Here is a 16065-nt window from a genome sequence, read left to right as displayed (position 1 = left end):
CGGAGAAATTTCTCTTAATTACGAAATAGCACTTAAAATAGCTTAAATAGACGGAAGAATTCCGACTATTTACACAAAAAACGTCAAAATGGATCATTTTGCATTGCTTAAGCGGAAAACCTCCGCTTATATACCCTGAACCAAGCCTTATTACGCAGTTTAACCGGAAAATCTCCTCTTATTTTAGCTAATAACCTCCGTTACAGGGTAACCTTCCTCCTTTTTGAAGCCAACCTTGTGACAGAGGGATTTGAATTTAAATGTTTTCATCACATCACTTATAATCGAATTAATAGAATAATCATGAGTTTTTACCGGTTTTTGGATTTTATTCAATTTAGTCTGCATGATAACACGCCCTTTTTGGTAGATTTGGTAAGGTACCTTAATCATGCCAAAAACATTGTGTTCATGCTGACTTTCTTGTTTTTTGTTCCGATTAAAATAAGGGATAAATCGCGTTGTTGCTAGGTGCGAAACTCAAGTTATCACTACAGTCTCAATTTTTTCAATAATAGAGAAAACTCGCCAAGTGGCGAGCCTAAAGGGCGAAGACAGAGGAACTTATGCGTTTAGAATTTATGGATATAAATTCTGCGTAGCCAAAAACAACGCAGTGACAAAAACAACGCAGTGACAAAACCAATCACTACGTTGTTTCCATGTCTACTATTCTTCTTTAGCAAATTCTTTTATAAGATAGGCAACATGCGCTATTCCTTCCTCATAGTCTTTCAGACGAATGGATTCATTAGGAGCGTGTAACCGAGAGTTTGCCCAGCCAACTCCTGTGCTAACGATTGGTAGCTGCAAATTGTGCCCAAAGTCTGACATAGGACCTGTTCCAGCATTGTTGGGAGATAGTACAACTTCTGTGTCGTAGACATCCTGTGCTGTACGGACCATAAGAGAAACAAACGGGTGCGACAAATCTGAACGATAGGCCTTCACACCATTAAGTAGTTTAGTCTTAACATCAGAGTAGCCATTTTTTGTTAGATGTCTATTAATACACTCTAGAATATGTTCTGGATCTTGACCAGGAACAAGTCTGCAATCTAGTTTTGCAAGTGCTTTTCTTGGCAACACTGTTTTAGACCCTTCGCCATAGTAACCACTTTCCAACCCACAAATTGTCATTGTAGGATTAAAAATGGTCGCTACACGTGGATCTTGTCCACTATAAGATGTAATTAACGGCTGTTTCAATCCATATAACTCAACAATAGACTGTTCATCAAAAGGTATTTTTTTTACATATTCAAGTTCTAAATCTGTTGGCGGAATGATGCCATCAAAGAATCCCTCAACTTTTATTTCATGTTGGTTATTTTTCATGGATGATAGCGCATGTGTTAGTCTCCATGCAGCATTTTCTACAGTTGCTCCAACTTTAGAATGTAGGTCCATGTCTGCACTTTCACATGTTAATTCAAAGTAAGCCATACCTTTGACTCCAGCCATCAAACTAACTCGATCTTTGTCATCTTTATCGGCATGCTCCCAAATACATGCATCTGCTTTGAATAAATCGCCATACTCTTTTAGATAGAATGAAAGATTAGGGCTACCGATTTCTTCTTCACCTTCAAGTAGAAATTTAACATTACAAGGTAGTCCGCCATCTAATTCTTTAAGAATTTTAATAGCAGTAAGCCTTGCCATTAAATCACCTTTATTGTCAGCAACTCCTCTTCCAAATAACTTACCATCAACCTCAGTCAAATCAAACGGGGGAGTATCCCATTCGTCCACCGGTTCAGGAGGTTGTACGTCGTAATGATTGTAAAATAATATTGTCTTGTTAGGATTACCACCAGCTCCAGCTTCGAACAATACATAAACAACCGGATTTCCACCCTCACACTCATCTAATATTTTCGCTGTACCACCAATACCCTCAACCACTGATACTACATGTTGTACAGTTTCAGGAATCATCTTTTTCTGAGCAGAAATAGAAGGAATATCGCAAAAACGTTTTAATTCTTTGACAGATTGAGAGAGTGTTTCTTTTACTTTATTTCGTAAAAAAACAACTTCTTGATTCAATAGAAAGACCTCCAGAAATAATATTTATCTTTATTATTTTCGTGGAGTAATTATGAAACCCTTCTTAAACTAGAATTTTATTTTGAATTAAACTGCGTACCCTAATAGGAACAATAATGAATATTTATAAACAAGAAAGCAATAAAAAAAACCGCCTAATTATAGTAGTGTCACAAGAATTAGGCGGTTACTATTGTAGTGGCCTTCTGAGTCAAATACAAGAGCATGTTACACAATGATCAATAAACAGCTTACATCATTTAACAAAGTGTATAATGCAAACAACCATAGTTCAAAGTAAAATTAACTTACACTTCCTAATTTTCAATCTATTTAAATTAAGAAAAAGTTTAATTCATATTAGAAGAATAGTAAGAAGCTATCGTTTTTTTAACGTCATCTGTAAGTAGTCTTTCCTAATAATAAGGTAATTAAGGTTAATATATTTGTTTTAATATATTACTCTTTAAAATATTTGAGGAGGAAAAATCTTATGTCCGATAACGTAAAAATTGGTCTTATTCAGGCTTCAAACGATGTAAATGGTAATGAACTAGTAGAGGTTCATAAAGAAAAAGCGATTGAAAAACATATTAAGTTTGTTAGAGAAGCGAAAGATAAAGGTGCACAAATTATCTGTTTACAAGAGATATTTTATGGACCTTATTTTTGCTCAGAGCAAAATACAAAATGGTATGATGCAGCCGAAGAAATTCCGAATGGTCCAACAACGAAACTATTTCAGGAGCTAGCAAAAGAACTGGGCGTAGTTATCGTATTACCAATCTATGAAAGAGAAGGTATTGCTACATACTACAATACGGCAGCCGTCATTGATGCAGATGGTTCGTACTTAGGAAAATACCGTAAACAACATATTCCACATGTAGGGGTAGGAAACTCGGGCTGTGGATTCTGGGAAAAGTTCTACTTTAAACCAGGAAACCTAGGGTACCCAGTGTTTGATACGGCTTTTGCGAAGATAGGAGTTTACATTTGCTATGATCGCCATTTTCCAGAAGGTGCTAGATTACTAGGTTTAAAGGGAGCAGAAATTGTATTTAACCCATCTGCAACAGTGGCTGGTCTGTCTGAATATTTATGGAAGCTTGAACAACCAGCACATGCCGTAGCTAATGGTTACTATGTCGGTGCGATCAACCGCGTTGGAACAGAAGGCCCTTGGAATATGGGAGAATTTTATGGTCAATCCTATCTTGTTGACCCAAGAGGAAGCTTTGTAGCTACTGGTAGCCGTGATAGTGATGAAGTCATTATCGGTGAAATGAATAAAAAAGTGATTAGAGAGGTGCGCGATACATGGCAATTCTACCGTGACCGCCGACCTGAAACCTATCAAGAAATGTCTGCTTTATTACCTTAATATCAACCTTGGGCTTTACAACTTACACATGGGTAAAGCCCTAATTATATAGCAATCTAAATTTCTGCTAAAAGGAGGCTAATTATCGTGACTAACGCAAATCAAACAAGAATATCGTTCGAAGATTTGGCTAAAAATTTTCAAGAAGTTCATCCTGGACTGACGAAACAGGAAGCCATTGAAGAATCTAACCGCTGTCTTTATTGCTATGATGCTCCCTGTATCACCGCCTGTCCAACTAGTATTGATATCCCCACGTTTATCAAGAAGATTGCTTCAGGCAATGTGAAAGGGTCAGCAAAGACGATTATGACGGCAAATCCTGTTGGGGCAAGTTGTGCGCGTGTTTGTCCAACGGAGGAACTTTGTGAAGGTGCCTGTGTTCTTAATCATTCGACAAAACCAATTATGATTGGAAATTTACAAAGATATGCGACAGACTGGGCGATTAAAAATGAGCAAGTTTTGTTTAAGGCAGGGCAGAAAAATGGTAAAAAGGTGGCGATTGTTGGTGGAGGCCCAGGTGGTCTATCTGCTGCAAGAGAACTTGGATTATTGGGTTATGATGTCACCATATTTGAAGCAGAAGAACAAGCGGGTGGGTTAAACACCTATGGCATTGTGTCATTCAGACTCCCTCAAGAAGTGTCTTTCTGGGAAGTAAATCAAGTAAAAAGCTTGGATGTGAAAATCCAAACAAATACAAGAGTTGGTAAAGATATATCGGTAGACGAAATCTTAGAAAACTATGACATTGTCATTCTAGCTGTTGGAATGTCAAGTGTTCCAAACCTAGGTATTAGTGGTGAAGAATTGGATGGGGTTTATGATGCGATTGAATTTGTAAAGGAGACGAAAACAAAACCAATAACGGATCGCTTCCTTGGAAAACGAGTGGTCGTGATTGGGGCGGGAAATACAGCAATTGATGGGGCAACCTGTTCTGTTCGTCTTGGTGCCGAAAACGTCAAGATTCTTTACAGACGTACAATTGAAGAAATGACAGCTTATGATTTTGAATATGAGTTTGCAAAGCAGGATGGCGTTGAGTTTAGATGGCTTACTGCTCCAAACCGAATTATTGGAGATGAAAAAAGTCATGTAAAAGCAATTGAGTGCATCAAAATGGAATTAAGTGAGCCTGGGGAAGATGGTCGTCGCCGTCCAGTACCGGTTGAAGGCTCTGAATTTATCCTTGAAGTTGATGCTGTAATCAAAGCAATTGGTCAATCACGATATGTAGAGCTCCTTGAAAAGTTTCAAGTAGACCATAACGGGGGAGTAGTGAAAATTAACCAAAGCACCTATCAAACCACAAATGAAAGGGTGTTTGCCTGTGGCGACGTCATTTTTGGAAAAGGACAGGGCGAAGCAATGGTTGTATCAGCCGCACAACAAGGAAAAGAAACCGCCTATGCCATCCATAAATTATTGTCTAAGGCTGTTTCAGAGACTGCATAACCGCAATTATATTAAAGAAAAGAAATAGAAGGAGGTAAGTCAATGGCAGATTTACGTATTAATTTAGCAGGAATTAAATCACCGAATCCATTTTGGTTAGCTTCTGCTCCTCCAACAAATTCTGGCTATCAAGTCCAACGTGCGTTTGAAGCTGGTTGGGGAGGAGCCGTTTGGAAGACACTAGGTGATCCGATATTAAATGTATCATCAAGATTTGCGGCGGTTAGTTTTAATGGCCAAAGAGTAGCTGGTTTTAACAATATTGAATTAATTACAGATCGTCCACTGGAAGTAAACCTGAAGGAAATCTATGAAACGAAGAAACGTTTTCCTAATCATGCAATTATTGCTTCATTGATGGTTGAACCGAAGCAAGAAAAATGGCATGAAATTGTTAAAAGAGTAGAAGACATAGGAGTAGATGGTCTTGAACTCAATTTCGGTTGTCCGCACGGTATGGCAGAACGAGGAATGGGATCAGCTTCTGGCCAAGTTCCAGAACTAGTCGAAAAACAAACCTACTGGGTAAAAGAAGTTGCAAAAACACCAGTTATCGTTAAGCTTACTCCAAATATTACAGATATCACGGTTACAGCTGAAGCTGCAGCAAGAGGCGGAGCAGATGCTATTAGTATGATTAACACGATTAATAGTTTGGCTGCCGTTGATATTGACACTTGGGATACCGTTCCACATGTTGGTAGGAGGGGTGCGCATGGTGGGTACTGTGGTCCTGCTGTGAAACCAATTGCCCTTCATATGGTAGGAGACTGTGCAAGAAATCCTCGAATTAATATCCCGATATCAGGAATAGGTGGAATATCAAACTGGCAAAATGCTGTTGAATTTATGCTAATGGGTGCCACGGGTGTCCAGGTTTGCACAGCAGCCATGCACCATGGATTCAGAATCGTTGAGGATATGATTGAGGGATTAAATAACTACTTAGATGAAAAAGGAATTATTTCTGCAATGGACCTAGTTGGTAAATCCGTAACGAAATATTCAGATTGGGGCGATCTTGATCTAAACTATAAAGTTGTCGCTAGAATTAACAATGATGTGTGCATTAATTGTAATAAATGCCATATTGCCTGTGAGGACACGTCACACCAATGTATCGATATGTTAAAGGATGGAAATGGCTACAACATTTTAAAGGTAAGAGAAGAGGACTGTGTTGGCTGTAATTTATGTTCGATTGTATGTCCAGTTGATGGGGCGATTGACATGGTGGAATTACCAAACGAGCTTCCAGCAATGACATGGAACGAACGCCAGGCTGCGCTTGGGGTTGTATCATGTAGTGTTGATACGGTAACTAAATAATAGATAAACGAGGAGGGAAAGAATGAAAAAGGTTATCAAAAACGGAATAATTGTTACTGCAACTGATACGTATAAAGGTGATATTTTAATCGAAAATGATGTAATAAGCTTAATTGGTGAAAACCTTTCAGAACAGGGAGCCGAAATAGTAGATGCAAATGGCTGTTACGTGTTCCCAGGGGGAATTGATCCACATACACATCTTGAAATGCCCTTTGGTGGTACCGTAACAAAAGATGATTTTGAAACTGGAACAATCGCTGCAGCCTTTGGAGGAACAACAACCGTTATCGATTTTTGTTTATCGAATAAGGGTGAGCCTTTAAAAAATGCTATTGATGTATGGCATAAGAAATCAAGGGATAAAGCAGTAATTGATTACGGCTTTCATCTAATGATTGGTGAGGTAAACAAGTCTGTATTAGCAGAACTGCCATCTGTTATTGAAGAAGAGGGAATCACGTCCTTTAAAGTATTCATGGCCTATAAAAACGTGCTACAGGCAGATGATGAAACACTCTTTCAAACACTAGTCGCTGCCAAAGAACTTGGCGCACTTGTCATGGTCCACGCCGAGAATGGTGATGTGATTGATTATTTAGTAAAAAAGGCATTAAAAGAGGGAAATACAGATCCAATCTACCACGCGCTAACAAGACCACCAGAAATTGAAGGGGAAGCGACTGGCAGAGCAGCAGCGTTTACAGGTCTGGCCAATTCGCAATTATATGTTGTCCATGTTTCTTGTGCTGATGCTGCAAATAAAATTGCCGAAGCAAGATCGAAGGGGTTTGATGTATGGGGTGAAACATGTCCCCAATATTTAGTATTAGACCAATCTTACTTAGAAAAACCGAACTTCGAGGGTGCAAAATATGTATGGTCACCACCTCTACGTGAAAAATGGAATCAAGACGTTTTATGGAATGCCTTAAAAACAGGGCAGCTTCAAACCGTAGGCTCTGATCAATGCTCCTTTGATTTTAAAGGACAGAAGGATCTTGGAAAAGGTGATTTTTCAAAGATTCCCAATGGCGGCCCTATTATAGAGGATCGGGTTAGTATCCTTTTCTCAGAAGGTGTAAAAAAAGGAAGAATTACGCTAAATCAGTTTGTTGATATTACGTCAACAAGAATAGCGAAATTGTTTGGATTATATCCGAAAAAAGGCACAATTGCTGTTGGTGTCGATGCAGATCTGGTCATTTTTGATCCAACAGTTGAGAGGACACTCTCGGCGGAAACTCATCATATGGCAGTAGACTACAGTGCTTTTGAAGGGATGAAAGTGACAGGAGAACCTGTTTCGGTTTTATCTCGAGGAGAATTTGTTATCCGTAATAAAAAGTTCGTAGGACAATTAGGTGCTGGACAGTACTTGAAACGTGCAAAGTATGGCGAACAACACCAAACGAAAGAAAACAAGTCAGTTTCAATTTAAAAGTATCCTTTAAATGAGATTAATGGGTGGGGTGTAAACACTCTGCCCATGATATTCGTAAAATTACTGAATAAGGCTTTTTACACATAGATTATTCAGAATATTGAGAAATTTAATTTAAAAGGGGTGTTACAATGAAACAAAATGGAAATTATTTAAAGTCTCCAGATTTGCTTCCTATTTCACATGCAAACAGAAAAGTTAGTACATTTGGTTTTGCGGTTATTTGGGTAGGAATGGCAGTTGTGTTAGCAGCCTTTGCGATCGGTGGTGCAGGAATCCAAAGTTTGCCGCTAGGTTGGGTTATTGTTGCGACAATCATTGGGTCTGTCTTAATTGGGATTTTTATGACAATTATCGGAGATATTGGTGTTGAACATGGACTCTCCTTCCCGGTTTATATGAGGGCACCGTTTGGTACAATTGGCACCCATATTCCATCCTTAGTACGTGGTATAACGGCATCCTGTTGGTTTGGTATCAATACCTTCTTCGGTTCAACTGCAATAAATGCAATATTAAATACGCTCTTCGGTTTTGATAATTGGTTTATCAGTTTCCTGATTTTTGCAGCCGTACAATTAATTAACACCGCACTTGGAATCAAAGCTGTTGAAAGGTTTGCCGATTTAGCTGCACCAATAATTATCCTCATTTCAGCTTGGATGTATGTCTCGCTATCAGATAAAGCAATGACGGAAGGACGAGACGTTTGGTCATGGGTTGAAAGTCCGGTCACAGGTGGTGCTGCATTTACTGCCTTTATGGTCGTCGTTATGAGCAACATGGGCTTCTGGGCTACACTCGCAGCTGATATGCCCTCGTTATCTAGATTTTTTAAGGCGCCAAAAAACGAACGTAACTGGTTTAAAAGAAATAAAGCTCAAATCGTAGGCAGTGTCATTGCGATGCCAATTGTCAACACTTTCATGGTCATCATTGGTGCTGTTTCATATGTTGCAGTTATGAACTATGACCCTGTTGTAGGGCTTCAAGAAGCTGCAAGCGGCTTCATTCTAGGAATACTATTATTAATGATTGTACTAGCCCAATGGTCTACAAATACGTCAGCAAATGTTATTCCTGCTGCGACAATCTTCTCTAATGTAGGCGGACCTAGGGTGCCATTTTGGGCCGGTGTAATGATTGCAGGTATTGTCGGAATAGTAGTACAGCCGTGGAGTTTATTTGGTATCATTATCCCAGCATTACTCGTTATTGGCGGGATTTTATCTGCTATTGTAGGTATTTTGTTTACTGACTATTATGTTATCCGCAAGAGACGTGTGAATGTTCATGACCTTTATAAGGATAATGGCCAATTTAAATACATGAACGGAATTAATATGGCGGGTATGATTGCTTGGGTCATTGGTGGTCTTGCAGCTTATTGGTTATCCGCATATTCTTTCTTTGTAGGCTTTGGAGTAGGAGCGATTATTTACTATATACTAGCTAAATACTGGTACTTTAATAAATACAAACAAGCGGAAATTGAGGATCCAAGTGATGAGAAGTATTTAGGAATTACAGTCGGACGTGATTGGGAAATTGATGTTGTAGAAGAACGAGCAATCGTGCCTGACGTCAATGTCCAAATATAAAACAATGTTGATTTTTTAATAAAATGAAAATAAAAGGAGTGAATATACCTAATGTCAGATTATCAGGAATTCCTACAAGAGCGGGATCGAATTGATTTCTTACTACAAAAAGGGTATACAATTAAAAATATTACAGAAAATCTTAGTGGTGCTTTTGTCGATTTTGAAAAGGGCGATAAAATTGAAACTTTACACATTTTAACCGCTGATGCCCGCAAATATTTTTCAGTTGCTTTAATTAACCAACAAAAAGAAGGAGCATAGGACCTACTTTCTTGTTTGGGTACTTTAGTAATGGAATCCTCATTAAAATCGAGAGAAAGTGAATTCCCATGTGAAGTTACGATTGATGAGAATAATGGATATACATGATTAGAAAAGCAAGTGGAGAAGTAGTCAATACTCCGATCGAATTGGTAAAATGAATTTTGTTCAATTGGATCAGATGAATTTTATGATAAAGATCTATTTGATGGAATGATTCATGAGTTTCAAGCATATTATCCAATTAAATAGTTATCAAAAAAAGGCCGGTAAACAACCATTATGTTTACTGGTCTTTTTATTTACTATTCTAAAAATATAGAAAACAACGCCAACTTTGGAGTATAATAGAAGTAATTATAAAATTCAATATTAAGGGAGCTTCCAATTTGAAATCTTATATAATCGTAAAAGATATTCTCCAAAGAAAGCATTTTGATAATATTGAAGTAATAGCAGGTAGTGAAGGACTTAATCGGTTAGTTAAATGGGTCCATGTTGTCGAAGTCATTAACATCAGAAAGCTCTTAAATGGGAACGAATTAATTCTCTCAACAGGTGTAGCTTGGAAAGAAAGTAAGGAGCTATTCATATCACTAGTAGAACAATTAATTGAATCAGAAGCAGCGGGCCTTTGCATCGAAATCGGTACATACACCTCATCGATCCCACAAGAAGTTATAGATATTGCAAATAGAGAACAGTTTCCTATCATCTTATTTCACAATGAAGTACCATTCGTAGAAATAACCCAAGACATCCATGCCTTCCTCATAAATCATCAATATCAAATGATTTCAGACTTAGAAAGCTATTCACAGGACTTAAATAAAAAACTATTAACAATCGAAAATTATAATGAAATCCTCAAATTCATTCATCACTATTTACAAGTACAGGTTATTATATTATTTAGTAATAAAGAAGCGCAATTTATTCCGGATGTGTTTATGCAGGAGCGCACATCACTTTTTAAGATAATTGAAAAAACCGGGGATGACCTTCTTTCCTTCCCAATTGCTAGAACTCCTATTCAATTGCTAGGCGATAATTATGCAGAACTAATCATTATTTCTGAGAAAAGAGCGTTAACCGAATTTGATCATCTTATTTTAGACCGAACAGCAACTGCACTTGCGCAACTTTTTTTACGGGAGCTTTATGTAGAAGAAAAACGTCGAGTAGAAGAAACGGAATGGCTTAATGATTGGTTAAACGGTGAACAGAGTGAAGAGTCTATTAAAGAATACCTCTCGTATCATGCACCCACTGTTAAACCAAAGGGTGCAGTAATCATCCTATATAAACTAGATTCAATCGAACAGTATTCAAATTTAGATCTAACCTATTTTAAACTTTACACCAGAGCCATTTTTGAACAACAGGGGTTTTCGCTATTTGCGATTGAAAAAAGAAATACGATGATTTTTATCACCCTTAATCAAAGAAGTAGTTCTACTTGGAAAAAAAGAATGGAAGAAACGATACATAGATTAAAAAATGCGAAATCTCAATTAGGAAATAAAAATTCACAACTAGTAATAGGTGTTGGAAAATATGTTGAAGATCTAAGGTCTATTGATAAGAGCTACCAGACCGCACTTGAAACAATCCGAATTCAAGATAGGCTAGCAAACCAGACGGATAGTCATTTCTATGATGATTTGCATATTTTCCGCCTCATCTCACAATTAAATCGTCACTTAGACTTACATGAAATCGTCCTAGAATATCTCGAGCCAGTGATTAATTATGATAAAAAGTATAATGGTAAACTGATGGACACATTAAAAACGTATTTATCTTGTAATGGTTCTAAACAAGAGACTGCAAAACGCCTATTCATTGTTAGGCAAACCCTCTATCATCGAATCCAAAAGATAGAAAAACTAATTGGGAAAGATTTTATGAACCATGAAAAAAGACTAACAATCGAATTTATGATCCTCTCATATGAATTTTTGATTTCTTCAAAGCAGTTTAAAGAAATCGAACTAGAATCATTTTAGCCTACTAGTTACCCGTAGGCTTTTTTTGGTGTATTTTTGTTCATAATGTTGAACAAACATATTTAGTTATTTTACACAATGTCTAGTGTAAGTTTTTTCAAACTGAGTGATAATTGGGTATAGTAATTTTTCTAAAGATTTAGATAATGATTAGGAGGCTGCAAAAATAATGACACTTATCAAAAAAGAAACAGCTGTATTAAAAAATTTCATTAATGGCGAATGGGTTGATGCACGTAGCCCAGAAACACTAGACATACCAAACCCAGCTACTGGAGAAACATTAGCGAGAGTACCAATTTCTTCAAAAGAAGATGTGGATTTGGCAGTGAGTTCTGCTTATGAAGCTTTTAAAACGTGGAAAAATACGCCTGTACCAAAGCGTGCGCGAATATTATATAAATACCATTATCTTTTAACCGAAAATCACGAAACACTTGCTCAGCTTATCGTACAAGAGAATGGTAAAGCATACAAAGAAGCGTATGGTGAAGTTCAAAGAGGGATTGAGTGTGTTGAATTTGCGGCAGGAGCGCCAACATTAATGATGGGGGAAACGTTATCGAATATTGCAGAAGAGATTGATTCAGAAATGTTCCGATATCCACTAGGAGTTGTTGGAGGAATTACACCATTTAACTTTCCGATGATGGTTCCGATGTGGATGTTTCCGTTAGCGGTTGCTTGTGGGAATACATTCGTATTAAAGCCTTCTGAACGTACTCCAATTTTAGCAAATAAAATAGTGCAATTGTTCGCTGAAGCTGGTGCACCAAAAGGAGTATTAAATATCGTTCATGGTGCGCATGATGTTGTAAATGGCTTACTTGATCATGAAGATGTAAAAGCGATTTCCTTTGTAGGCTCACAACCTGTTGCTAAGTACGTATATGAGCGAGCAGCAGCCAAAGGAAAACGAGTTCAAGCTCTTTCTGGAGCGAAGAATCATCATGTTGTTATGCCAGATTCAGATATAGAAAAGGCAGTTTCACATATTATTAGCTCAGCATATGGTAGTGCAGGACAACGTTGTATGGCTTGTAGTGCGGTAGTTGTTGTAGGTGATGGGGATAAATTTGTTGAGGCTATAAAACAAAAGGCTGACGAACTTATTATTGGAAACGGTATTGAAGATGAAGTTTTACTAACACCAATCATCCGGGATTCACATCGTGTAAAAGTCCTGGACTACATTAAAAAAGGGTTGGAAGAAGGGGCGACATTACTACGTGACGGTCGCAAAGAAATGGATGAACTGAAACAAGGTACGTTCTTAGGAGCAACCATTTTCGATCATGTTACACCAGACATGACAATTGCAAAAGACGAAATTTTTGCACCAGTATTGAGCTTGTTACGTGCGAATGATTTAGATGAGGGGCTTGAGTACATTCGTAAATCTCGGTACGGAAATGGAGCAACGATATATACAAAGGATGCTAGGGCAATTAGACAGTTTAGAGAAGAAGCAGATGCAGGGATGTTAGGTATAAATGTTGGAGTACCAGCAACAATGGCGTTTTTTCCATTCTCTGGCTGGAAGGATTCCTTTTATGGGGATCTTCATGTTAATGGAAAAGATGGTGTAAACTTCTATACTCGTAAAAAAATGATTACATCGCGTTATGATTATTAAAACGGGTGAATTTATACTAAAGAGGAGAGACCGATATGACAACGATAAAACAAAGTGGAGATATTCTTTCCAAGGATAAAGAGTATGTTTGGCATTCGATGAAACCATATAGCCCTGACTCTACATTGGTTGCCCAAAAAGCTGAAGGCTCTTGGGTAACAGATCATAATGGCAAACGCTTTTTAGATGCCATGTCTGGGTTGTGGTGTGTGAATGTTGGGTATGGAAGAATAGAACTGGCTGAAGCTGCATATGAGCAATTAAAAGAAATGGCCTATTTTCCGCTCACTCAAAGCCATACACCGGCTATTAAACTCGCAGAAAAATTAAACGAAATGCTCGGAGAAGAGTATGTCATCTTTTTCTCTAATAGCGGCTCTGAAGCAAATGAAGTTGCATTTAAGCTTGCGAGACAATATCATCAGCAAAAGGGTGATCCAGCACGTTATAAGTTTATTTCAAGATACCGATCCTACCACGGTAACTCAATGGGTTCTCTTGCGGCCACAGGGCAAGCACAACGAAAGTATAAATATGAGCCTTTAGCACCTGGTTTCATCCATGTTGCTCCACCTGATTCATACCGATCACCAGAACAAGCTGACTGTAAGCCTACAGAATTACAGTCGGTAAAAGACATTGATCGTGTTATGACATGGGAGTTGAGTGAAACTATCGCTGGGATCATAATGGAGCCGATCATAACTGGTGGAGGTATCTTAGTACCACCTGACGAGTATATGGTTGGGGTAAAAGAGGTTTGTGAAAAACATGGTGCATTATTAATTGTTGATGAAGTTATTTGTGGATTTGGTCGGACTGGAAAGCCCTTTGGCTTCATGAATTATGGGGTCAAACCAGATATTATTACCATGGCAAAGGGAATTACAAGTGCCTATTTACCTTTATCGGCCACTGCTGTTAAAAAGGAAATATATGAAGCCTTTAAAGGATCTGAGGAGTATGATTATTTCCGTCATATTAATACATTTGGTGGAAATCCAGCTGCATGTGCCCTTGCTTTAAAAAATCTTGAAATTATGGAAAATGAAAATCTCTATGCGAGATCAGCCAAAATAGGGGAATATCTGAAAACAAGCTTAGCAACTGCTCTTCTTGATCACTCATACGTTGGTGATGTAAGAGGAAAAGGGCTATTAGTAGGGATTGAACTTGTAAAAGATAAGGATACGAAAGAACCGCTTGAAACAGCGTTAGTAAACAAAGTCATTGCAGGTTGCAAACAAAAAGGATTAATTATCGGTAAAAATGGAGCAACGGTAGCAGGCTTTAACAATGTGTTAACGCTAGCGCCTCCATTAAATATTAAAGAAGAAGATCTTGATTTAATAATTAAAACGGTAACGGAAGAAATACAAGCTTTATAGAATAGGAACACACTCGTAATCTCTAATTTTAGTGATTACGGGTGTTTTATTCTTTAAAATGTTTCGTAAAGGGGTGTACAAATACATAATCCTTGGCTGTTATTAATAAAATGATATATCGTCACTCAAAATGAAAAAAGTAAAGGTGGGAACTGTATGGTTGTACAAACAGTAACTATAAACAAACTGCGATTGGAACAAAGAATAAATGAGTTATCACAAATCGGTAAGATTGGTGAGACTGGTGTATGTCGACTCACTCTTTCAAATGAGGATAGAGAAGCAGTCGAAACAGTGAAAAAGTGGATGGAGGAAGCGGGTTTAACCGCAAGAATCGATCATTTTGGTAACCTAATTGGCCGACTAGAAGGTAAACATCGAGAAGCTCCCATCTTAATGCTCGGTTCACATATTGACTCACAACCCTATGGTGGTAGGTTTGATGGAGTTATCGGTGTTTTAGGCGCCCTTGAAGTTGTACAAACAATGCAAGAAAAAAACATTGTGCCAAGCATGCCAATTGAAGTGATTGCGTTTTCTGATGAAGAAGGTTGTCGCTTTAATAAGGGATTATTTGGAGTTAGAGGAATACTTGGAAAATTGGAAGACGGTGAATTAGAACGAACAGATAAAAATGGAGTAACTAGAAGGGAGGCATTAATACAGTTTGGATGTGACCCTACAAAACTAAAGGAATCAGAATACCCGCAAGGAAGTATTTCTGCTTTTCTTGAGATGCACATTGAACAAGGTCCCATTCTTGAAGCGAAGGACGCTCCTGTTGGGATTGTCACAGGAATATCTGGACCATTATGGTTGACGGTCGAATTGGAGGGATTTGCAGGTCATGCTGGGTCTGTGCCAATGCCGATGAGGAAGGACGCACTTGTTGGTGCAGCAAAGATCATTGTGGCACTTAATGAACTTGCAAGCCAGGACTTAAATGCACCAACTGTTGGGACGGTGGGGAGTATGAGTATTTTCCCAGACTCACGTAACATCATTCCAGAGAAAGTAAGCTTCACAGTCGATTTAAGAGATATTGATATTGATCGTCGCCATAGAATTGAAGAACAATTAAGAACTAGAATAGCAGTTATTACTGAAGAACATGGATTAACCTGCAAAATCTCGGAAGATACCAACAGTGAGCCTCGTTATTGTTCGGAAAGAATCATGAACATCATGAGAAACGAAAGTGAGCAAATTGGATTGAACGCTATTGAACTAATGAGTGGACCATTCCATGATTCTTTAGCGATGTCTTATGAGTGCGAGTATGGTATGATCTTTGTTCGCTGTAAGGATGGAATCAGTCATAATCCGAAAGAGTTTTCAGCGTTTGAGGATATTTCATTGGGGACGGAATTGTTGTTCCGTACGACAATTAAGATGGCCAGTGAAGGAGAATAATGTAATAGGTAAGAGGGAATCACGATTGACGGGATTCCCTCTTTATTTGTAAGTTGTCTTTTCACATTACAAACAAACACAAAA

General features: G+C 38.0%; 11 protein-coding genes. 10 read left to right on the top strand and 1 reads right to left on the bottom strand.

All coding sequences use genetic code 11. The annotated features are described in order from the left end of the window. Nucleotides 1–669: 669 nt before the first annotated feature. Nucleotides 670–2052 (bottom strand): M20/M25/M40 family metallo-hydrolase, encoded by a 1383-nt coding sequence (locus PY093_RS02040; protein ID WP_275644206.1) that lies wholly within the window; start codon nucleotides 2050–2052, stop codon nucleotides 670–672. Between the two features lie 493 nt (nucleotides 2053–2545). On the opposite strand from PY093_RS02040, the gene PY093_RS02035 reads away from it, so the two are divergent. From PY093_RS02035 to PY093_RS01990, 10 genes are all read left to right on the top strand, one after another. Next, nucleotides 2546–3436 (top strand): nitrilase-related carbon-nitrogen hydrolase, encoded by an 891-nt coding sequence (locus tag PY093_RS02035; RefSeq protein WP_275644205.1) that lies wholly within the window; start codon nucleotides 2546–2548, stop codon nucleotides 3434–3436. 87 nt (nucleotides 3437–3523) lie between these two features. Further along, complete coding sequence (locus PY093_RS02030) at nucleotides 3524–4897, top strand: NAD(P)-dependent oxidoreductase (protein ID WP_275644204.1); 1374 nt, start codon at nucleotides 3524–3526, stop codon at nucleotides 4895–4897. Nucleotides 4898–4939: 42 nt separating this feature from the next. Next, the gene (preA, locus tag PY093_RS02025) at nucleotides 4940–6226 is read left to right on the top strand and encodes an NAD-dependent dihydropyrimidine dehydrogenase subunit PreA (RefSeq protein WP_275644203.1); all 1287 of its coding nucleotides are present in this window, start codon (nucleotides 4940–4942) and stop codon (nucleotides 6224–6226) included. A gap of 22 nt (nucleotides 6227–6248) precedes the next feature. Beyond that, entirely contained in the window at nucleotides 6249–7667 is a 1419-nt protein-coding gene (hydA, locus tag PY093_RS02020; RefSeq protein WP_275644202.1) for a dihydropyrimidinase, read from the top strand. Between the two features lie 134 nt (nucleotides 7668–7801). Then, complete coding sequence (locus tag PY093_RS02015) at nucleotides 7802–9271, top strand: NCS1 family transporter (RefSeq protein WP_275644201.1); 1470 nt, start codon at nucleotides 7802–7804, stop codon at nucleotides 9269–9271. Nucleotides 9272–9322: 51 nt separating this feature from the next. Next, the gene (locus tag PY093_RS02010) at nucleotides 9323–9535 is read left to right on the top strand and encodes a hypothetical protein (RefSeq protein ID WP_275644200.1); all 213 of its coding nucleotides are present in this window, start codon (nucleotides 9323–9325) and stop codon (nucleotides 9533–9535) included. 389 nt (nucleotides 9536–9924) lie between these two features. Next, nucleotides 9925–11544 (top strand): PucR family transcriptional regulator, encoded by a 1620-nt coding sequence (locus tag PY093_RS02005; protein ID WP_275644199.1) that lies wholly within the window; start codon nucleotides 9925–9927, stop codon nucleotides 11542–11544. Nucleotides 11545–11713: 169 nt separating this feature from the next. Then, nucleotides 11714–13180 carry a CoA-acylating methylmalonate-semialdehyde dehydrogenase gene (locus PY093_RS02000; RefSeq protein ID WP_275644198.1) on the top strand — a complete coding sequence of 489 codons (1467 nt, stop codon included), beginning with the start codon at nucleotides 11714–11716 and terminating at the stop codon, nucleotides 13178–13180. 35 nt (nucleotides 13181–13215) lie between these two features. Then, entirely contained in the window at nucleotides 13216–14568 is a 1353-nt protein-coding gene (locus PY093_RS01995; RefSeq protein WP_275644197.1) for an aspartate aminotransferase family protein, read from the top strand. A 156-nt stretch (nucleotides 14569–14724) separates the two neighbouring features. Next, entirely contained in the window at nucleotides 14725–15981 is a 1257-nt protein-coding gene (locus PY093_RS01990) for a M20 family metallo-hydrolase (RefSeq protein ID WP_275644196.1), read from the top strand. Nucleotides 15982–16065: the final 84 nt, after the last annotated feature.

Origin of the sequence: Cytobacillus sp. S13-E01 (assembly GCF_029193815.1) — a bacterium.
GTDB lineage: Bacteria > Bacillota > Bacilli > Bacillales > Bacillaceae_L > Bacillus_BV.
The sequence above is the reverse complement of the archived record's forward strand: the minus strand, read 5'-3'. Positions and strand labels throughout refer to the sequence as shown.